At 69.4% G+C, this 19,544-nt stretch carries 18 protein-coding genes; 9 read left to right on the top strand and 9 right to left on the bottom strand.

Annotation, left to right across the window (positions count from 1 at the left end; genetic code table 11):
• Positions 1 to 21: 21 nt before the first annotated feature.
• Together OG819_RS10750 and OG819_RS10745 are read right to left on the bottom strand one after the other, a co-directional pair.
• Positions 22 to 1,428, bottom strand: coding sequence for a glutamate decarboxylase (locus OG819_RS10750; RefSeq protein ID WP_266649101.1), 1,407 nt, complete (start codon positions 1,426 to 1,428; stop codon positions 22 to 24).
• A 133-nt stretch (positions 1,429 to 1,561) separates the two neighbouring features.
• On the bottom strand, positions 1,562 to 2,827 hold the full coding sequence (locus tag OG819_RS10745) for an ion channel protein (RefSeq protein WP_266627172.1): 1,266 nt from the start codon (positions 2,825 to 2,827) through the stop codon (positions 1,562 to 1,564).
• Positions 2,828 to 2,957: 130 nt separating this feature from the next.
• Here OG819_RS10745 and OG819_RS10740 point away from each other — a divergent pair, with 130 nt between their 5' ends.
• Positions 2,958 to 3,725: a MerR family transcriptional regulator gene (locus OG819_RS10740; RefSeq protein WP_266649100.1), complete on the top strand. Its 768-nt coding sequence runs from the start codon at positions 2,958 to 2,960 to the stop codon at positions 3,723 to 3,725.
• 263 nt (positions 3,726 to 3,988) lie between these two features.
• Positions 3,989 to 5,002 (top strand): VTT domain-containing protein, encoded by a 1,014-nt coding sequence (locus OG819_RS10735; RefSeq protein WP_266649098.1) that lies wholly within the window; start codon positions 3,989 to 3,991, stop codon positions 5,000 to 5,002.
• Positions 5,003 to 5,064: 62 nt separating this feature from the next.
• Here the strand turns inward: OG819_RS10735 and OG819_RS10730 are convergent, their stop codons facing one another.
• Together OG819_RS10730 and OG819_RS10725 are read right to left on the bottom strand one after the other, a co-directional pair.
• The gene (locus OG819_RS10730) at positions 5,065 to 6,705 is read right to left on the bottom strand and encodes a threonine/serine exporter ThrE family protein (RefSeq protein WP_266627178.1); all 1,641 of its coding nucleotides are present in this window, start codon (positions 6,703 to 6,705) and stop codon (positions 5,065 to 5,067) included.
• 118 nt (positions 6,706 to 6,823) lie between these two features.
• The gene (locus OG819_RS10725; protein ID WP_054237475.1) at positions 6,824 to 7,315 is read right to left on the bottom strand and encodes an inorganic diphosphatase; all 492 of its coding nucleotides are present in this window, start codon (positions 7,313 to 7,315) and stop codon (positions 6,824 to 6,826) included.
• 79 nt (positions 7,316 to 7,394) lie between these two features.
• Here OG819_RS10725 and dacB point away from each other — a divergent pair, with 79 nt between their 5' ends.
• The 7 genes from dacB to OG819_RS10690 all read left to right on the top strand — a co-directional run bounded on the left by dacB (position 7,395) and on the right by OG819_RS10690 (position 16,188).
• Positions 7,395 to 9,008: a D-alanyl-D-alanine carboxypeptidase/D-alanyl-D-alanine-endopeptidase gene (gene dacB / locus OG819_RS10720; protein WP_266627181.1), complete on the top strand. Its 1,614-nt coding sequence runs from the start codon at positions 7,395 to 7,397 to the stop codon at positions 9,006 to 9,008.
• Between the two features lie 99 nt (positions 9,009 to 9,107).
• Complete coding sequence (locus OG819_RS10715; protein WP_266437889.1) at positions 9,108 to 10,232, top strand: zinc-dependent metalloprotease; 1,125 nt, start codon at positions 9,108 to 9,110, stop codon at positions 10,230 to 10,232.
• A gap of 192 nt (positions 10,233 to 10,424) precedes the next feature.
• Positions 10,425 to 11,432, top strand: coding sequence for a tRNA lysidine(34) synthetase TilS (gene tilS / locus OG819_RS10710; RefSeq protein WP_266627183.1), 1,008 nt, complete (start codon positions 10,425 to 10,427; stop codon positions 11,430 to 11,432).
• Between the two features lie 158 nt (positions 11,433 to 11,590).
• Entirely contained in the window at positions 11,591 to 12,151 is a 561-nt protein-coding gene (gene hpt / locus OG819_RS10705) for a hypoxanthine phosphoribosyltransferase (RefSeq protein WP_168509975.1), read from the top strand.
• A gap of 198 nt (positions 12,152 to 12,349) precedes the next feature.
• Complete coding sequence (gene ftsH / locus OG819_RS10700) at positions 12,350 to 14,377, top strand: ATP-dependent zinc metalloprotease FtsH (RefSeq protein ID WP_266652654.1); 2,028 nt, start codon at positions 12,350 to 12,352, stop codon at positions 14,375 to 14,377.
• 144 nt (positions 14,378 to 14,521) lie between these two features.
• Positions 14,522 to 15,127: a GTP cyclohydrolase I FolE gene (folE, locus tag OG819_RS10695; protein ID WP_266627186.1), complete on the top strand. Its 606-nt coding sequence runs from the start codon at positions 14,522 to 14,524 to the stop codon at positions 15,125 to 15,127.
• Positions 15,128 to 15,627: 500 nt separating this feature from the next.
• Positions 15,628 to 16,188 carry a hypothetical protein gene (locus OG819_RS10690; protein WP_266649096.1) on the top strand — a complete coding sequence of 187 codons (561 nt, stop codon included), beginning with the start codon at positions 15,628 to 15,630 and terminating at the stop codon, positions 16,186 to 16,188.
• A 3-nt stretch (positions 16,189 to 16,191) separates the two neighbouring features.
• Here the strand turns inward: OG819_RS10690 and OG819_RS10685 are convergent, their stop codons facing one another.
• From OG819_RS10685 to folP, 5 genes are all read right to left on the bottom strand, one after another.
• Positions 16,192 to 16,680, bottom strand: a complete 489-nt coding sequence (locus OG819_RS10685) for a DUF3180 domain-containing protein (RefSeq protein ID WP_266437880.1) — start codon at positions 16,678 to 16,680, stop codon at positions 16,192 to 16,194.
• A gap of 57 nt (positions 16,681 to 16,737) precedes the next feature.
• Entirely contained in the window at positions 16,738 to 17,349 is a 612-nt protein-coding gene (gene folK / locus OG819_RS10680) for a 2-amino-4-hydroxy-6-hydroxymethyldihydropteridine diphosphokinase (protein WP_266437878.1), read from the bottom strand.
• Complete coding sequence (folB, locus tag OG819_RS10675) at positions 17,346 to 17,705, bottom strand: dihydroneopterin aldolase (RefSeq protein ID WP_266627191.1); 360 nt, start codon at positions 17,703 to 17,705, stop codon at positions 17,346 to 17,348. The genes folK and folB overlap by 4 nt, the downstream gene beginning before the upstream one ends.
• Before the next feature lie 292 nt (positions 17,706 to 17,997).
• A complete protein-coding gene (locus tag OG819_RS10670) occupies positions 17,998 to 18,495 on the bottom strand; it encodes a nuclear transport factor 2 family protein (RefSeq protein ID WP_266627193.1) in 498 nt (165 codons plus the stop codon).
• On the bottom strand, positions 18,492 to 19,352 hold the full coding sequence (folP, locus tag OG819_RS10665; RefSeq protein WP_266627195.1) for a dihydropteroate synthase: 861 nt from the start codon (positions 19,350 to 19,352) through the stop codon (positions 18,492 to 18,494). Before folP ends, OG819_RS10670 begins: the two co-directional genes overlap by 4 nt.
• Between the last annotated feature and the right edge of the window lie 192 nt (positions 19,353 to 19,544).

Below are 19,544 nucleotides of genomic sequence, written 5' to 3'. Positions count from 1 at the left end.
GCACCCTCCGCCGGACAGGCCCTAGTGGTGGAAGCCGGTCGCCGCCTCCTTGTCCCGGGTCAGTGGATGCGGCAGCTTGCGCAGTTGGGGCACCAACCGGCTCAGGTCCTCGATGAACAGGTCGGCGAGATCCACCGAGAAGCCGTTGCGGCACACCACACGCAGGACGGACAGGTCCTCCCGGTTGGCCGGGAAGGTGTACGCGGGCACCAGCCAGCCGCTCTCCCGCATGCGCCGGGACACGTCGAAGACGTCGTACGTGCTCACATGAGGTGCCGTTGTGAACGCGAAGACGGGCAACTCGTCGCCCCGGGTCAGAAGTCGGAAGTCCTCCAGCGCCTCGATCCGGTCGGCGAGCCCGCGGGCCAGATCTCTGGTCGTCTGCTGAACGGCCCGGAAGCCTTCCCGGCCCAGCCGTAGAAACGTGTAGTACTGCGCCACGACCTGCGCGCCCGGGCGGGAGAAGTTGAGCGCGAAGGTCGGCATGTTGCCGCCCAAGTAGTTGACCCGGAAGACCAGCTCCTCGGGAAGCTCGGCCTCCGTCCGCCACAGCGCCCAGCCGACACCCGGGTAGACCAGTCCGTACTTGTGCCCCGAGGTGTTGATCGAGGACACCCGCGGCAGCCGGAAGTCCCAGACCAGGTCCGGGTCGAGGAAGGGGGCGATCATCGCGCCGGACGCGCCGTCGACATGGACGGGGATGTCCAGGCCCGTACGCTCCTGGAGCTGGTCGAGGGCCGCGCACAGCTCGGCGATCGGCTCGTACGACCCGTCGAAGGTGGAGCCGAGGATGCCGACGACCCCGATGGTGTTCTCGTCGCACAGCTCGGCCGCCGCCTGTGGGTCGAGGTGGAACCGGTCGCCCTCCATGGGCACCTGGCGTGCCTCGACTTCCCAGAAGTTGCAGAACTTCTCCCAGCACACCTGGACGTTCACCCCCATCACGAGGTTGGGGCGCGCTCCTGGATAGCGGTCCGCGTTCCGCCGCATCCAGCGCCGCTTCAGCGCCATGCCGGCGAGCATGCACGCCTCGCTCGATCCGGTCGTCGAACAGCCGACGGCGGAGGCCGGATCCGGCGCGTTCCACAGATCCGCGAGCATCGCCACGCAGCGCCGCTCGAGCTCGGCGGTGCGTGGGTACTCGTCCTTGTCGATCATGTTCTTGTCCTGGCACTCGTCCATCAGCACCCCGGCCTGCGGTTCCATCCAGGTGGTGACGAAGGTGGCGAGATTCAGCCGCGCGTTCCCGTCCAGCATCAGATCGTCGTGGACGACCTGATACGCCGTGTTGGGCGGCAGCGGGCCGTCGGGAAGCCGGTGCTTGGGCGGGGCCTCGGTCATGCCCCCGACCGGATTCGCCTCCCCGAAGAAGGGGTTGACGGACACCGGTCGCTCGTCGGGCTTCTCGGGACCTTGGTGGAGCGGCATGGGAACTCCTATCGAGTTGGCGGTCGGAGGGTCCTACGGGTTGATTGGATCAGGGGTGTTACTGGTTCATTGGACCGGGTGGTTCATCGGATCGGGTCCCCACTGGTTCATCGGATGGGAGAGGCCTGTCGGTTCACCGGATCGAGCTCCCGTCGGCGCGCAACTGCATCTGCGGGCGTCCGGTGACGATCAGCCAGGCCGGTACCGAGGCCAGCACCAGCAGGGGCAGCACGCCCGGCTGGGCCACCAGGACGGCCGCCGTGAACAGACTGATCCAGCCCTGTCGGGTGACGGCCAGGAGCACACCCAGGACCGCGCACACCACGGCGAGCGTGGGATTCACCTGCGGTACCAGCGCGTGGGCGCACAGCCCGAGAGCTACCCCGGCGAACACGGAGGGAAAGATCCGGCCGCCCCGGAAGCCGCACGAGGTGGCGACCAGCAGCGCGGCCAGCTTCACCACGGACATCAGCGCGAACCGTCCCGCCGACCAGCCCTCCGGGTTCGCGGCGAGGGTCTTGACCTCGTCCAGGCCCTTGAAGAGCGTCAGAGGCCCGCCCAGCGCCCCCAGCAGCCCCAGGATGAGACCGCCCACGGGAAGCGCCAGCAGGGGGTGTCCGAGCCGGGAGAAGGCGCCGTGGACGTACGGGAGGGCGCACACCGCGGTCATCCCGATCGCCGCGGCGACCGAGGCGACCACCAGGGCGCTCAGCAGGTCGCCCCAGTGGGGACCCGGGTAGGCGGGCAGCGCGAGGTCGAAGCTCGGGTGCTCCAGCAGCGTCATGGTCAGCGCGCCCGTGCCGCCCGCGAGCAGCGGCGGCAGCAGCCGGTCCCAGAGGGCGCCGGGCGCCGGCTGTCCGGCCAGCACCTCGGAGAAGATCAGCGCGGCGGCCACCGGCGTCCCGAACAGGGCGCCGATCGTGCCCGCGACGGCCAGGCCCACCCACAGCCCCACGGCGGAGCCGGGGATCACCCGGGTGCCGAGCCAGTAGGCGAGGGCGACGTTGGCGGCCGTGATCGGGTTCTCGGGGCCGAGGCTCACCCCGCCCGCCAGCGTCAGGACGGTGGCGACGAGCAGCCCCGGCAGAACGCCGGGTGGCAGGGGAGCGTCGACCAGGCCCGTGGTCGCCGGATCGGGCCCCGCGTGCCCCGGCACCTTCCACACCACCAGACCCACCGCGATGCCGGTCGCCGTCAGCATCACGATCATCCACAGCACGGAGTAGCGGCCCACGCCCAGTGCGTCCGGAAGGGTCTCCCACAGCACGTCCTTGAACCGGTCGGCGAGCAGGCTGACGCCCAGCAGGACGAGCGCCGCGGCCACACCGACCACCACGGAGGGCACGATCAACGGCAGCAGACGCCGTAAGGGGGTCGCCGTGGACGCATCGGTGCTCACGGCCACACCTTAAGCGGGCAAAAGCCGCACAACGCCCCAGGGGAGAGCCTCCGGCACGCCGGGATTTCCGGCTTGCACCTCACGTGGCGTGAGGGCTCATGGTGGGACGCGTACCGAGGAAGGAGCGGAAGTGGGCTACTCAGTGGGCCAGGTCGCCGGTTTCGCCGGGGTCACGGTGCGCACCCTGCACCACTACGACGAGATCGGCCTGCTCGTGCCGAGCGAGCGCAACCACGCGGGGCACCGGCGCTACAGCGACGCCGACCTCGACCGGCTGCAGCAGATCCTGTTCTACCGGGAGCTGGGCTTCCCGCTCGACGAGGTCGCCGCCCTGCTCGACGACCCGGAGGCGGACCCGCGCGCGCACCTGCGCCGCCAGTACGAGCTGCTGACCGCCCGGATCGAGAAGCTGCAGAAGATGGCCGCGGCCGTGGAGCACGCCATGGAGGCACGCACGATGGGCATCAACCTCACGCCCGAGGAGAAGTTCGAGGTCTTCGGGGACAAGGATCCCGAGGAGCACGCGGAGGAGGCCGAACGGCGGTGGGGCGGCACGGCGGAGTACGCCGAGTCGCAGCGCCGTGCCGCCCGCTACACCAAGGACGACTGGCAGCGCGTCCAGGCCGAGGTCGCCTCCTGGAGCGAGCGTTACGACGCCCTCATGGAGGCGGGTGAACCCGCGACCGGCGAGCGGGCCATGGACATGGCCGAGGAACACCGGCAGCACATCGGCAAGTGGTTCTACGACTGCTCGTACGAACTCCACGGCGGCCTCGGCGCGATGTACGTGTCCGACGAGCGCTTCAAGGCGTACTACGACTCCATGCGCCCGGGTCTCGCCGAGCACCTCAGGGACGCGATCACGGCGAACGCGGCCCGGCACTCCCAGGGAGCCTGACGGCAAGACGGTAAGGGGCACCCTCCACGAGCATCGTTCGTCGTCTCGACCAGGATGTCCGACTGGGGTCGTGGGCCATGGACCTCCGCGATCGCGGAGGTCCATGGCCCACAGCTTTGTCCCAGTGGGCACACAGTGCATCCTGGGGGCACTGGTGGAACCTGGCACGGACACTGTGCGTTGATAGCTTTGGCCGACAGTACTGATGTGCTGCCGTCCCAGGACCGCCGTACTCTTCCTCCCCCCTTCAGGAGCCCGGAACCGTGAACACGCTTGCCCTTGGTCCAAGCTGGCTGGATCCGAACACGCTCCTGGACAACTTCGGCATCTGGGGTCTGCTGCTCGTCGTCTTCGCCGAGTCCGGCCTGCTCATCGGATTCTTCCTGCCGGGCGACTCGCTGCTGTTCACCTGCGGTCTGCTGATCACGTCGAACAAGCTTGACTTCCCGCTGTGGGCGGCCGTCGCCCTGATCTGCGTCGCGGCGGTCCTCGGCGACCAAGCGGGTTACCTCTTCGGCAAGAAGGTCGGCCCCTCGCTCTTCAGCCGCCCGGACTCCCGCCTCTTCAAGCAGGAGAACGTGGTCAAGGCCCACGAGTTCTTCGAGAAGTACGGGCCCAAGTCCCTGGTCCTCGCCCGCTTCGTGCCGATCGTGCGCACGTTCACGCCGATCATCGCGGGCGTCAGCGGCATGAAGTACCGATCCTTCCTCACCTTCAACGTCATCGGTGGTGTCCTGTGGGGCGCGGGCGTCACGCTGCTCGGCTCCTGGCTCGGCAAGATCGACTTCGTCAAGAGCAACATCGAGGCGATCCTGATCCTGATCGTCCTCGTCTCGGTGATCCCGATCGCCATCGAGTTCCTGCGGGCGCGCTCCAAGGCCAAGAAGAACCCGCCGGAGCCGGAGGCCCCCCAGGGCCCGGCCGCCTACCAGCAGCAGCCCACGGCGCCCGTCATGGACGACGCGACGCGCCCGCTGCGCATGCACCAGCCGCAGCAGAGCCAGGACCCGTACCAGCAGGATGCGTACCAGCAGGGCCAGTACGCCCAGGGCTACCCGCAGCAGCAGCCCCAGCAGCAGCCGTACGGCAACCAGGACCAGGGTTACTACCAGGGCCAGGGCTACGACCAGAATTACGGTCAGAACTACGACCCGAACTACGACCCGAACTACGACCAGGGCCAGGCCTACCCGCCCCAGCAGCAGCCGCAGGGCTATCCGCAACAGCCGTACGGCGCGCAGCAGAACCCGTACAACCAGGGCTACCCGCAGAACTGAGCCAGGAAGCCGCGCCCCGCTCGCCACCCGGCACAACGCACCGAGCTCGTAGGCCCCCGCGCTCAGAACCCCCGCGTCCGCTTGGCGGCCCTGCGCCCGCCGGCGGTGCCCCCCGGCACCCGCAGGAACAGCCGCGAGATCTCCGACCCCAGGTTCACGCCGATGGCGATGGCCATGGCGAGCGCGGCGGCCTTCGAGAGCGACACCAACCCCTTGTCGACGTTGTTCTGGGCGATCGACAGCAGCCCGAAGTAAGTGGCCGACCCCGGCAACAGGGGCCCGATCGCGGCGGTCGTGTACGGCAGCGCGGACGCGAACCGGTAGCGGGACAGCAGCTGTCCGAAGAGGCCCACCAGGCCCGCCGCGACGGCCGTGGAGGCGACCGGTGAGATGCCGCCCGGGTAGTGCATCGCCCCGTACACCGACCAGGCGACGCCTCCGTTGAGGGTCACCGCGAGCACGGTGGATCGTTCCTGCTGGAGCAGGATCGCGAAGGTCAGGGACAGCAGCATGGCGGCGGCGATCTGCACCAGGGGCCGCTCGGAGATGCCCAGCGCCTGGTCCGGATTGAGCGCGGCGCCGAACTTCACGCCGAAATAGAGCACGATGAGGACGCCGACGATGATGCCCACGAAGAGGTACATGACCTCCAGAAGGCGTGCGGACGCGGTGATGTAGAAGCCGGTCAGTCCGTCCTGCACGCCGGCGACGAGCGCCCGCCCGGGCAGCAGCGCGAACAGTCCACCCGTGATCACCGCGGACGACTTCGCGTCGACGTGCGCGAGCTGGAGCGCGACACCTATCGCGGCCGGCGGCATCGCGGCCACCGTGAACTGGTAGAATTCCGGCAGCCCGCGCCCCGCGCACAGCCAGGCCAGCCGGTCGCCCAGCATCGCGCCGAGCGCCGCGGCGACGAACACGATGGCGTCACCGCCGACGAGCACCGAGGCCGCACCCGCGAGCAGCCCGCTGGAGCCGGTCAGCACCCAGCCGGGATACGGGTGCCGGTTGCGCCGCATCTCCGCGAGACGCCGGTAGGCCTCCTCCAGGGAGAACGTGGTCTCCGGGTCGCTCAGGTCGTCGACGAGCCGGTAGACGGCCGCGAGCCGGGTGTAGTCGGTGCCCCGGCGGCGTACGGTCCGCGAGGCCGTCACGGGATCGTCCACCAGGGACGGCTGGTGCGAGATCGACAGCAGGGTGAAGGTGACGTTCGGCTCGCAGCGGTCCAGGCCGAACGAGCGGCAGACGGCGAACATCGCCGTCTCCACGTCCTCGGCGCCCTCGCCGCCCGCGAGCAGCAGCTCGCCGATGCGCAGCGTCAGGTCGAGCACGCGGGGGACGGCCGGGCCGACCTCGTCCTCCTTGTGGGGCAGGTCGGGAGCCGGACGCTCGGCCACGGGCATGCGCAGCATCGTGCGCATCCGGTCCTGCCAGGGCACGTCCTTGGTCAGACTGACCACGGGGATGCCCGTCGCCGGTGTGAAGGCGGGTGGGGCGTGCTTCGCGCTGTAGGTGCGCGGGGTGCTGAACGCGGACCCCTCGGACTCGGTGCCCGTCGTCTCGGGCGGCGCGAGCCCCTGGGGGATCGCGAACTCCGACGTGGTCCCCGATTCGTCCTCGACCGCCGGTGCCACGCCGTCCGGCTGTGCGAAGGCACTCCTCGCCTCGTCCGACTGCGGTTTGCGGTCCTCCGCCTCCGTCACCCACCACTCCCGCTGTTGCAGACCGTGCGCCTCCCGTACGCCCCAGTATGCGCACGGAGACGCGAACGGGCCGCGCCACCCCAGGAGGGGTCACGCGGCCCGCGGGGCTCAGGAGGGATCAGTGACCGCCCTGCTCCTTCAAGCGCTTGTAGGAACGCTCGATCTCGGCCTCGGCCTCCGCGCGGCCGACCCAGTTGGCGCCCTCGACGGACTTGCCCGGCTCGAGGTCCTTGTAGACCTCGAAGAAGTGCTGGATCTCCAGGCGGTCGAACTCCGACACGTGGTGGATGTCCCGCAGGTGCTCCACGCGCGGGTCGTGCGCCGGGACGCACAGCAGCTTGTCGTCGCCGCCGGCCTCGTCCGTCATACGGAACATGCCGATCGCGCGGCACTGGATCAGGCAGCCCGGGAACGTCGGCTCGTCCAGGATGACCAGCGCGTCCAGCGGGTCGCCGTCCTCGCCGAGGGTGTTCTCGACGAAGCCGTAGTCGGCCGGGTAGCTGGTCGAGGTGAAGAGTCGACGGTCCAAGCGGATCCGACCGGTCTCGTGGTCCACCTCGTACTTGTTCCGCGAACCCTTCGGAATCTCGATCGTGACGTCGAACTCCACCGGTGGCTCCTCCATGATCAACACATAGTTCTGGTGGTTAAGTGTCCCTCACGCAGGTGTGTGATCGCGAAAGGGGCTGGTGGTCGTGCCAGAGCTGAGGGCTTGGTGGGCCGCGAGACCGCTTGTGGAGCGGGTCGAGCGGACCGTGCGGCCGCACGTGACGCGGGTCGCAGGGGCCGTGCAGCCGCGTGTGACGAGGGCTGCGCAGTCCGTGCGACCGCACATGGCGCGGGCTGCTCAAGCCGTCCGGCCGCGTTCCGTGAGGTTCACGACCCCGCAGTTCACGGCCGTCGCCGCCACCGCGGGTCTGGCACTCGCGGCCGGGGCGGTGGCCCTGGCCGGTCCCTGGGACTCCTCCGGTCAGCGTACGGCCGAGCGCGACTGGGCCGCATCGCGAGACGGGGAGGGTGTCGCAGATCACGGACGTAGTTCCGATACGTCCCCCAGGGAGCCGAAGCCCGCCCCCAGCGCCGCCTCCGTGCTGATGGGTCTCGGCGGCTCCACGGTGGCGGTGCCGGCACCCACCGAGAAGGCCCTCACGAACACCCTCGACCGGCTCCTGGGCGACCCCGCGCTCGGCGCGCGGCGCACGGCGGTGGTCGTCGACGTGGCGACCGGCAAGCGGCTGTACGGCAAGGGCGCCGACGACGCGCAGACGCCAGCCTCCACCACGAAGATCGCCACCGCGGTCGCCGCGCTCTCCGCGGCGGGCGCCGACCACCGCATCGAGACCCGCGCGGTCCTGAAGCCCGGCACCAAGGAGGTCGTGCTCGTCGGGGGCGGCGACCCCACCCTGACCGCCCGCAAGGAGACGGCCGGCTGGGCGAGCCTGCGCACCCTGGCCGACAGGACGGCGACCGCCCTGAAGGCCCGTCATCTGGACCAGGTCACGCTCTCGTACGACACCTCGCTCTACACCGGCCCCGCCCTCCACCCCATCGGCGCCAACCCCAACCTGGCGCCGGTCAGCGCCCTCATGGTCGACGAGGCCCGCACCGACGACTCGTCCAGCGGCCCGGTCGTCCGCACCGCGGACCCGGCGGCGGACGCGGCCGGGAAGTTCGCGGAGCTGCTGCGGGCCAAGGGCATCAAGACGACGGCCTCCGGCTCCTCCAGGGCGACGAACCGCGCGCAGTCGCTCGCCTCGGTCTCCTCGCCGCCCCTGTCCGCCCTCATCGAGCGGATGCTGACGAACAGCGACAACGACATCGCGGAGGGCATGGCCCGCCAAGTCGCCCTGGCCACCGGCCGACCGGCCAGCTTCGACGGTGGCGCGGCGGCGATCGACGCCGAGCTGAAGAAGCTCGGACTCCCGCTGTCCGGCGCGCACTTCACGGACGGCAGCGGTCTGAACCGGGACGACAGGCTGACGGCGGACCTGCTCACGGCCCTTCTGGTGAAGGCCGGTGACCCCACGCACCCCGAACTCCGGCCCATCCTGACCGGCCTTCCGATCGCGGGCTTCACGGGCACCCTCAGCGACCGGTACTCCGACGAGTCGTCCGGCACCGGCCTCGTACGCGCCAAGACCGGCACGTTGACGGGGGTGAACACCTTGGCGGGCACGGTGGTCGACGCCGACGGCCGTCTGCTGGCCTTCGCCTTCCTGGCCTCCGACACGACCGACCCGTCGGCGGCCCAGTCGGCCCTGGACCGCACGGCTTCGGCGCTGGCGGGCTGCGGCTGCCGTTAGGAACCGCCTGCACCTCGAGCCCCGTGCGCCCCGGAGTACGGGGCATATCCGGCGACGTACCCCTCACCGCACCCGGACCCGCTCACGTACGGTTGACGCATGACGAGCATCGGTGGTGCCGAGATGGTCGACTGGAATCTCGCGGTGGCGACCGCGACACGGCTCGTGCGGCCTGGCCCCGAGGTGAGCCGCGACGAGGCCCGAGAGGTCGTCGCGGAACTGCGCCGGCATGCGAAGGCCTCGGAGGAGCACGTCCGGGGCTTCACTCGTATGGGCACGGAGGACATCCACGACACCCCCATCCTCGTGGTGGACCGCCCGGGCTGGGTCCGGGCGAATGTCGCGGGGTTCCGGGAGCTCCTGAAGCCCCTGCTGGACAAGATGCAGGAGCGGCGGGGGAGCACCCCGGGCGGAGCGGTCCTCGGCGCCGTCGGCGGCAAGGTCACCGGCGTGGAGCTGGGCATGCTGCTGTCGTTCCTGTCCTCACGCGTCCTCGGGCAGTACGAGACCTTCGCCCCGGCGACCCGGGAACTCCCGGCGGGTGAGAACGGCGGCGGCAGGCTCCTGCTCGTCGCACCGAACATCGTCCACGTGGAGCGCGAACTCGACGTGGAGCCCCACGACTTCCGCCTGTGGGTGTGTCTGCACGAGGAGACGCACCGTACGCAGTTCACGGCCGTGCCCTGGCTGCGCGACCACCTGGAGGGCGAAATCCAGTCTTTCTTGGGCGAGACCGAGGTCGACCCCATGACGGTTCTGGAGCGCATCAGGGAGGCCGCCCAGTCCCTCGCCGGAGGCCGCCCCGAGGGCGAGGAGGACGACGGGGGCCGGTCCCTGGTCGAGATCGTGCAGACGCCGGCCCAGCGGGAGATCCTCGGCCGCCTCACCGCCGTGATGTCCCTCCTGGAGGGCCACGCGGACTTCGTGATGGACGGCGTCGGCCCGGACGTGGTCCCGTCCGTGGGCGAGATCCGCGAGAAGTTCCAGCAGCGCCGGGCCAAGGGGGCCTCGCGTCTGGACCTCGCCCTGCGCAAGCTGCTCGGTCTGGATGCCAAACTGAAGCAGTACAGGGACGGTGAGCGGTTCGTGCGCGCGGTCGTCGACCAGGTCGGCATGGACGGGTTCAACCGTGTGTGGACTTCCCCGAACACCCTCCCGACCAAGACGGAGATCGCCAAACCGGCGGACTGGGTCGCGCGGGTGCACCGCAAGGCGGAGTCGTGAACCCTACGGCAAGGTCGTGAAACGAATTCGGCCGACGGCAGGAGAACGCCCCTCCAATCACCCGTCCGAGGGACCGTGAGCCAACGGTAGGCGTGCAATGCTCGGGGAACGGCCCGTTTCTGTCACCATCGACACACTCTGAGTGACCAGACTCGGGCTCACCCCCCGAAAACTTCATGAAGGGAACCGGACATGGGTCCCCATCCTGCGGTCGCGGCGATACGCCTGGCGGTCCGCCGCGTACTCCACGACGTCCTCTCCGACCACACCCGTCCCCCAGGCGAGTCCTCCCCGCTCGTCCTCGTCGCCTGCTCAGGCGGCGCCGACTCCATGGCGCTCGCCTCCGCCCTCGCCTTCGAAGCCCCCAAACTCGGCATCCGCGCCGGTGGCATCACCGTGGACCACGGTCTGCAGCCCGGCTCCGATCTGCGCGCCGACGACGTCGTCTCCCGCCTCGTCGAGCTCGGTATGACCCCCGTCGAGTCCCTCGCCGTGACCGTGGGCCGCGAAGGCGGCCCCGAGGCCGCCGCCCGCGACGCCCGGTACGCCGCCCTGGACGCCGCCGCAGAGCGACACGGCGCCTCCGCCGTCCTGCTCGGCCACACCCGTGACGACCAGGCCGAGACGGTCCTGCTGGGCCTCGCCCGCGGCTCCGGAATCCGCTCCCTGTCCGGAATGGCCGCGGTCTCGGGGGCCGGCGGCCGTTACCGCCGACCGTTCCTGCACCTGGACCGGCAGACCGCCCGCAAGGCCTGCATGGTCCAGTCGCTGCCCGTCTGGGACGACCCGCACAACGCCGACCCGGCCTACACCCGCTCCCGGCTGCGCCACGAGGGCCTGCCCGCCCTGGAGAAGGCGCTCGGCAAGGGAGTCGTCGAGGCCCTCGCCAGGACCGCGCAGCTGTCCCGCGACGACGCCGACGCCCTCGACGCCTGGGCCCGCCAGGCCGAGGCCTCCGTACGCGACACAGCGGGCCTCCTGGAGTGCGCGAAGCTCTACGCCCTGCCGCCCGCCGTGCGCCGCCGCATCCTGCGCCGCGCCGCCATCGAGGCGGGCGCCCCGGCCGGTTCGCTGTTCGCCCGCCACATCGAAGAAGTCGATCGGCTGATCACCGGCTGGCGCGGTCAGGGAGCCATCAATCTCCCGGGCAAAGTCGTCGCTCAGCGGCAGGGTGGCAGACTGGTGATTCGGCAAGGCTGAAACCGGACCCTCCAGCGGGACCGCTCACGCGGCTCTCCGGGACCCCTCACTCGGGTCACGGGCGGTCCGGGCGGCCGCGTGAGTGAGCCGAAGGGGAGCGACATCAGCACCCCGTAGGTGAACGAGCCCAAAAAAAGTGGGACGGACGACCGAAAGTGATGCGGGTGGACGCGAAAGACATGAGCACCGACCTCAAGTCGGTGCTCATCACCAAGGAAGAGATCGACGCCAAGCTGGCTGAGCTGGCCGCGAAGATCGACGCGGAGTACGCGGGCAAGGACCTGCTGATCGTCGGTGTCCTCAAGGGCGCCGTCATGGTCATGGCGGACCTCGCGCGTGCGCTGTCCACCCCCGTCACCATGGACTGGATGGCGGTGTCGTCGTACGGCGCGGGCACCCAGTCCTCGGGCGTGGTGCGGATCCTCAAGGACCTCGACACCGACATCAAGGGCAAGCACGTCGTGATCGTCGAGGACATCATCGACTCCGGGCTGACCCTGTCCTGGCTGATCTCCAACCTCGGCTCCCGCGAGCCGGCCTCCCTCAAGGTGTGCACACTGCTGCGCAAACCGGAGGCGGCCAAGGTCGCGATCGACGTGGAGTGGGTGGGCTTCGACATCCCCAACGAGTTCGTGATCGGCTACGGCCTCGACTACGCGGAGAAGTACCGCAACCTCCCGTTCGTCGGTACGCTCGCGCCTCACGTCTACGGCGGCTGAACCTCCGGGTCCCAGTCCTCGTAAGACGATCGGGAACCCCAGCGGGTTTCGCGCCGTTGGAGCATGCGTGGGCGGGATTGCCAGTCGTCCCCTGCGACTTCGGGTGACAATGCTGGGGTACCGTCCGAAGAACAGTCTTTATAAGTCTTTATCAAACTCACTATGGCAGGAGGGACGGGGCGGCACCGCTCCGTATGGATGGACGTGAAGCGATACTTCCGTGGGCCGGTCATGTGGATCGTGCTGGCCGTCCTTGCCGTGGTCGTGTTGATGCAGGTCGTCGGCTCGTCCGGCGGCTACAAGACAGTGGACACCGGCCAGGTCGTCCAGGCGATCAATGACAACAAGGTCCAAGAGGCCAAGCTGACCACCGGTGACGAGCAGGTCATCAAGGTGCAGCTCAAGGACGGCCAGAAGGTCTCCGGCAGCTCCAAGATCCAGGCGAGCTACATCGGTGACCAGGGCGTCAACCTTGCCAACACACTTCAGGACAAGTTCCAGAACAAGCAGATTCCGGACGGCTACACAGTCTCGCCGTCCAAGCAGAACCCGTTCCTCGGGATCCTGCTGTCGCTGCTTCCCTTCGTCCTCATCGTCGTCGTCTTCCTGTTCCTGATGAACCAGATGCAGGGCGGCGGCTCCCGGGTCATGAACTTCGGGAAGTCCAAGGCGAAGCTCATCACCAAGGACACCCCGAAGACGACGTTCTCGGACGTCGCGGGCTCGGACGAGGCGGTCGAGGAGCTCCAGGAGATCAAGGAGTTCCTCCAGGAGCCGGCGAAGTTCCAGGCGGTCGGGGCGAAGATCCCCAAGGGCGTGCTCCTGTACGGGCCTCCTGGTACCGGCAAGACGCTGCTCGCGCGCGCCGTCGCGGGTGAGGCCGGCGTTCCCTTCTACTCGATCTCGGGTTCCGACTTCGTCGAGATGTTCGTCGGTGTCGGTGCCTCCCGAGTCCGTGACCTCTTCGAGCAGGCCAAGGCGAACGCTCCGGCGATCGTCTTCGTCGACGAGATCGACGCGGTCGGCCGCCATCGCGGCGCCGGCCTCGGCGGTGGTCACGACGAGCGTGAGCAGACGCTGAACCAGCTGCTCGTCGAGATGGACGGCTTCGACGTGAAGGGCGGTGTGATTCTCATCGCTGCCACGAACCGGCCCGACATCCTGGACCCGGCGCTGCTGCGTCCCGGCCGTTTCGACCGTCAGATCGCGGTCGACCGTCCGGACATGCAGGGCCGTCTGGAGATCCTCAAGGTTCACCAGAAGGGCAAGCCGGTCGCGCAGGACGTCGACCTGTCGGCCGTCGCCCGCCGCACTCCCGGCTTCACGGGTGCCGATCTCGCCAACGTGCTGAACGAGGCCGCGCTTCTGACGGCCCGCAGCGACATGAAGCTGATCGACAACTCCATGCTGGACGAGGCGATCGACCGCGTGGTCGCGGGCCCGCAGAAGCGGACCCGGATCATGTCGGACAAGGAGAAGAAGATCACCGCGTACCACGAGGGCGGCCACGCCCTGGTCGCGGCGGCGTCTCCGAACTCCGACCCGGTCCACAAGATCACGATCTTGTCGCGCGGCCGTGCCCTCGGCTACACGATGGTCCTGCCGGACGAGGACAAGTACTCCACGACGCGCAACGAGATGCTGGACCAGCTGGCTTACATGCTGGGCGGCCGCGCGGCAGAGGAGCTCGTCTTCCACGACCCCACCACGGGTGCTGCGAACGACATCGAGAAGGCCACCGCAACGGCCCGCGCGATGGTCACGCAGTACGGCATGACCGAGCGTCTCGGCGCGATCAAGTTCGGCGGCGACAACACCGAGCCCTTCCTGGGCCGGGAGATGTCGCACCCGCGCGACTACTCGGAAGAGGTCGCCGCGCTCGTCGACGAAGAGGTCAAGAAGCTCATCGAGAACGCGCACAACGAGGCCTGGGAAATCCTGGTCGAGAACCGTGACGTCCTCGACGCGCTGGTGCTCCAGCTGCTGGAGAAGGAGACGCTGAGCAAGGAGCAGATCGCCGAGGTCTTCGCTCCCATCGTCAAGCGCCCGGCCCGCCCCGCGTGGACCGGTTCCTCCCGGCGCACCCCGTCCACCCGCCCGCCGGTGCTCTCCCCCAAGGAGCTGTCGCTGACGAACGGGGCGAACGGATCGACGGCGGCCATCGCCAATGTGACGGAGTCCGTCCCGGCGAAGGAAGTGGCTCCGGAGGACCGCCCCGAGAGCTGACCAGGCTCCCGGCGGGGCCCCACCAGGCCCGGAATGGATGCCGCGCCCCCCAGGTTCTAGCCTGGGGGGCGCGGCATTTTTCCACGACCGCACGTTTTGGACGCGTCGACCAGCACGCGCAAGATCCACAGGAACGAGGACCACATGACCGACCCCGTGACGCTGGACGGCGAAGGTGTGATCGGCGAGTTCGACGAGAAGCGCGCCGAGGACGCCGTACGAGAGCTCCTCATCGCGGTCGGCGAGGACCCGGACCGCGAGGGCCTGCGCGAGACGCCGGGGCGGGTGGCGCGGGCGTACAAGGAGCTTTTCGCCGGACTGAGGCAGGCTCCGGAGGACGTGCTGACGACGACGTTCGACCTCGGGCACGACGAGATGGTCCTGGTGAAGGACATTGAAATCGTATCTTTGTGCGAACACCACCTCCTGCCGTTCCATGGCGTGGCTCATGTCGGGTACATTCCGGCCGACACTGGCAAGATCACTGGCTTGTCGAAGTTGGCGCGCCTTGTCGAGGTATTTGCCCGGCGGCCGCAGGTGCAGGAGCGACTCACTACACAGATTGCCGACTCGCTCATGCGGATCCTTGAGGCGCGTGGTGCGATCGTCGTCATCGAGGCTGAGCACATGTGCATGTCGGTCCGTGGCATTCGCAAGCCAGGTGCCAAGACCACCACGTCCGCGGTGCGCGGCCAGCTTCGGGACGCTACGACCCGGGCTGAGGCAATGAGCCTGATACTGGCGCGCTGACCTGATTGTCAGTGGTGCCCGATACGGTCCTCGGTCAGTGGAGTTGATCGCTGATCAAGGGGGATCGCGGTGGGGTATGGGCTGCCCAGCAAGCAGACGGTGAATGCGGTCGGTGGGCGCAGGCGGGCGCGCAACATTCAGGCGGGCTGCCGCCTCTGGGCGTTGGAGGGAGAGCGCACGGTCCAGACGACGGTCACGGAAGTGGTGACCGTCAAGGTCCGCGAGGTCGTCGAAGTAGTGACCGATCATGTGACGTTCACTGCCGCGCCGGATCAGATGCTGGGCACGCCCGATGGCTGGGTCCACGCGAGAGACGCGGAAGGGACCGTTCTCGCCTGGACGGCCGCTAGGAAGCTGCCGCGCACGACTGACCATCGAACCGGGCTTCGACTTCGGCTACCTGATCGGAGCGACGTGCTCGGACGGGACGGTCGGCCAGAACTACGTGTCGCTCGCTGGTGGTCAACGACAGGGCATTCGCGGAGCGGTACGCACGCTGCTTGACCAACTCGACGGGGCTGAACGCCCGACTGGAGCCGGTGACACGTCCTTCCGGCTACTTGCAGCGGGACGCGCCCGGATTTCGTGTGCGGGTGGTCTCGTCGTACCTGGCCGATCTGATGCGGCAGTACGTAGGCGGGGACGCGCACCGCATGCGGCAGGGCTTTCCGCGCGTGGTGCTGCGCGACAAGGAGACGTTCGACGGTTTCCTGGACGGCTACATGGATGGTGACGGATGTCCGGCCAAAACCTGGCCCGCGCGGGTGCTGGTCAGTGCAAACGTGCCGTTTCTCATGGAACTCGCCCAGATCGTCGGCGCCAGATTCACGCCCCGCACGGATGGCAAGGCCTCGAAGCTCCTCGTGGCCGACAGTTGGCCGTCACGAGGAACGTTCAAGCCAGAGCAGCACTCCCTTCAGCTCAGGGAGGCGGCCTGGTCCCAGGTCCATCAGGTGCGGCGGCGCATCGCCAAGGACAAGCCGTCCACCCTCTACAGCTACCGCCTGGACCCGCACCCCGGCTTCCTGGTCAACGGCCACCTTGCCCGGCAACCCTGGTGACCCCTACGCGACCGGTGCCGCGCCGCCGTGTTCGTTGTCGTCGTCCTCCGGGAGCTTGCAGACGCGCTCGAGGAAGAAGGCGGCCGCTATCACGGCGATGCCCGCGAGGACCGAGAAGCCGGCGTAGATGGCCTGGTCGCGACGGGCGGGGACGTCCAGGGACTCGAGCAGGAACGCGCCCGTACCGCCGTACATGCCCGCCACCAGGGCGGCGACCAGCGCGCTCGCCTGACCGAAGACGACCGCGCGGGCCGCCATCAGGGGGTCGACGCCCTTGGCGCCGGGGCGGCGTTCGCGCTGGGCCTTGAGGCGGGCGCGCAGCGAGAGCGCCGTGGACAGCAGGACGACGGCGATCAGGGCCAGGACGATGGGGGCGGCCAGGGGGACCCGGGGGAGGGTCCCCACCGAGTCCCACAGGCGCGCGCCCGCCCAGGACAGCACACCGGCCACGACGAACACGGCTGCCAGCGTCCTGATGCGCAGCTGTTTCACGTTGTTGTCCCTTTGCCCCTCTTGTAAGCCCGCCTCTGGTCGTCCTGACCTTAACGACTACTCGGGCAGCCGGAGTTCCAGGTCGGGCCGGGGCAGCACGCCTTCCCGGGTGACGGCGGTGAGCAGGTGGGCCACGGGGCCGCGGTCGGGCAGCTGCGCCTCGGGCTCCACGTCGTGCCAGGGGGCGAGCACGAAGGCCCGTTCGTGGGCGTGCGGGTGAGGGAGGGTCAGGACCGGGTCGCCGGAGACGACATCGGCGTACGCCACGATGTCCACGTCGATCGTGCGCGGGCCCCAGCGCTCGTCCCGTACACGGTGGAAGGCCTCCTCGATCGCGTGCGCCCGCTCCAGGAGCGAGGACGGAGGGAGGGTGGTCTTGAGGACCACGACCGCGTTGAAGTACGTCGGCTGGCTGCCCGGTTCGACGCCCCAGGGCTCCGTCTCGTAGACGGGGGAGACCGCCTTGACGCGGACGCCAGGGGTGTCCTCCAGGGCGTCGATGGAGCCCTGGAGGGTCTCCAGACGGTTGCCCAGGTTCGAGCCGAGGGAGAGCACGGCCCGCTTCGGGTTCTGCAGGGTCGTGTCCGCGGCGTCCACCTGTTCGACCACGGAGGCGGGTACCGGCTGTACGGTCGGGTCGCTCTGACCCTCGGTGAAGTAGGCGGTCATACTCGGCTCCGGGTGATCGTGACGGTCACGTCGTCGAAGGGGACCGTGATCGGCGCGTCCGGTTTGTGCACGCAGACCTCCACCTCCTGGACCCCGTCGTGCTTCAGACAGGTCTGGGCGATGCGCTCGGCGAGCGTCTCGATGAGGTCGACGGGCTCGCCCTCGACGACGGTCACGACCTCCTCCGCCACGATGCCGTAGTGCACGGTCTTCGACAGGTCGTCCTCGGCCGCGGCCGGTCGGGTGTCGAGGCCCAGTGTCAGGTCCACGATGAAGGTCTGGCCCTCTTCGCGTTCCTTCTGGAAGACACCGTGGTGCCCGCGAGCCTTGAGGCCGCGCAGCGCGACACGATCCACGCGAATCACTCCTGCAATCGTCGGTAGCGGCCGATGTCCACCGAGTGCGGTCGGCGCACCGGCCTCAAACGAATCTACCTGCGGGCACTGACAGAGCTCACCCGCGGGGACACGCGCCCACATGATGGTCGTGAGGCTTCATCGGGCGTTTCCCCTGGGGAACACCGCGGCTCACGGGTTGGTAGCCGCCCCTACCCAGCGGTTCGTGATTCCAACCACTCCTTGATGCCAGTGGACCGTCAGCCCACCCGACCGGGGGTGGCCGCGGGCTCGGCAGAGGGCGGGTCGGTCCTCAGCCGGGGGTGTCCTCGTCGTCCTCCTCCTCGCCGGATTCGGCGAGCACGGGTGAGGCGTGGTGCGACCAGAGCTTCCAGCCGTCCACCGTGCGACGGAACACGTTCGTGGCGACCACCAGCTGGCCGACGAGCGGGCCGAGCTCGTCGCTGGCCTCGGGGGCGGGGCCGCCGCTGAGGATGTTCTCGGTGCAGGTCACCAGCGCGATGTCGCCCGTGACGGAGACGTGCACGTCCGTGAGGAAGAACTGGATGTACTCGGTGTTCGCCATGATCAGCGCGTACGAGCGCAGGACCTCGCCGCGGCCGTTGAGGACCGGCCAGCCGGGGTGGACGCAGGAGACCACCGCGCCCTCGCCCTCGATGTCGTCGGCGGCGGTTTCCAGGGGAGCCAGCCACAGCGACGACACTGCGTCGAAGTCGCCCCGCTCGAGTGCCTCGTAGAAGGCGGTGTTGGCGAGTTCGACCTGCTCGATGTCGGTGCGGGGTGCGCTCACAGGGCTCCCTCTACGGCCCGGGCGACTCGTACGGCGTCGGCGGTGGCCCGTACCTCGTGGACGCGGACCGCCCAGGCACCCTGGTGGGCGGCGAGCGCGGAGACGGCGGCGGTGGCGGCGTCCCGTTCGCGGGCCGGCGGCGGGGCGCCCTCCGGGCCCGCCAGTACGTGGCCCAGGAACCGCTTGCGGGAGGCGGCGACGAGCAGGGGGTGGCCGAGTTCGCGCAGCCGGTCGAGGTGGGCGAGGAGCGAGAGGTCGTGCTCGGAGTCCTTGGAGAAGCCGAGGCCCGGGTCGACGACGACGCGGTCGGGGGCGATGCCGCCTTCCAGAACGGCCTCCACACGTGCGTGCAGTTCGTCGACGACTTCGGAGACGACGTCCGCGTACGTTCCCCTCACGTTGCCGCCCTCGAGGAAGCCGCGCCAGTGCATGACTACGAAGGGCGCGCCGGCCGCGGCGACGGTGGGGATCATCGCGGGGTCGGCGAGACCGCCGCTCACGTCGTTGACGAGGGCGGCGCCCGCGGCGAGCGACTGCTCCGCCACGGACGCGCGCATGGTGTCGACGGAGACGGTGACACCCTCGGAGGCGAGGCCCCGGACGACCGGGATGACACGCTTGAGCTCCTCCGCCTCGTCGACGCGGGTGGCGCCGGGGCGGGTCGACTCGCCGCCGACGTCCACGAGGTCGGCGCCCTCGGTGACCAGGTGGAGGCCGTGTTTGACGGAGGCCGTCGTGTCGAACCAGCGGCCGCCGTCGGAGAAGGAATCGGGGGTTACGTTGACGACTCCCATGACCGCGCAGCGGTCCCAGGTCGGCAGTCCCGCGACGTGGCCGCGGAGGCGCTCGGAGTTCATGCGTCCAGCCTAGGCCTCCGGCGGGGGGCCGAATCGTCCGCGGGTTCGCTCCGGCGGGGGTCTTTTGGCCGCTTCACGGCCTGTTCCCCGCCCGCCCGATCGACTCGGTCGGTCAAGCAGTCACCTCGAAAGGGGCGAGAGCGTTGATATACCACCAAAGGGGGGCGTGGCCCGGGCGAGGGTCCCCAGGGC

The sequence above is a fragment of the Streptomyces sp. NBC_01549 genome (assembly GCF_026339955.1).
Taxonomy (GTDB): domain Bacteria; phylum Actinomycetota; class Actinomycetes; order Streptomycetales; family Streptomycetaceae; genus Streptomyces.
The sequence above is the reverse complement of the archived record's forward strand: the minus strand, read 5'-3'. Positions and strand labels throughout refer to the sequence as shown.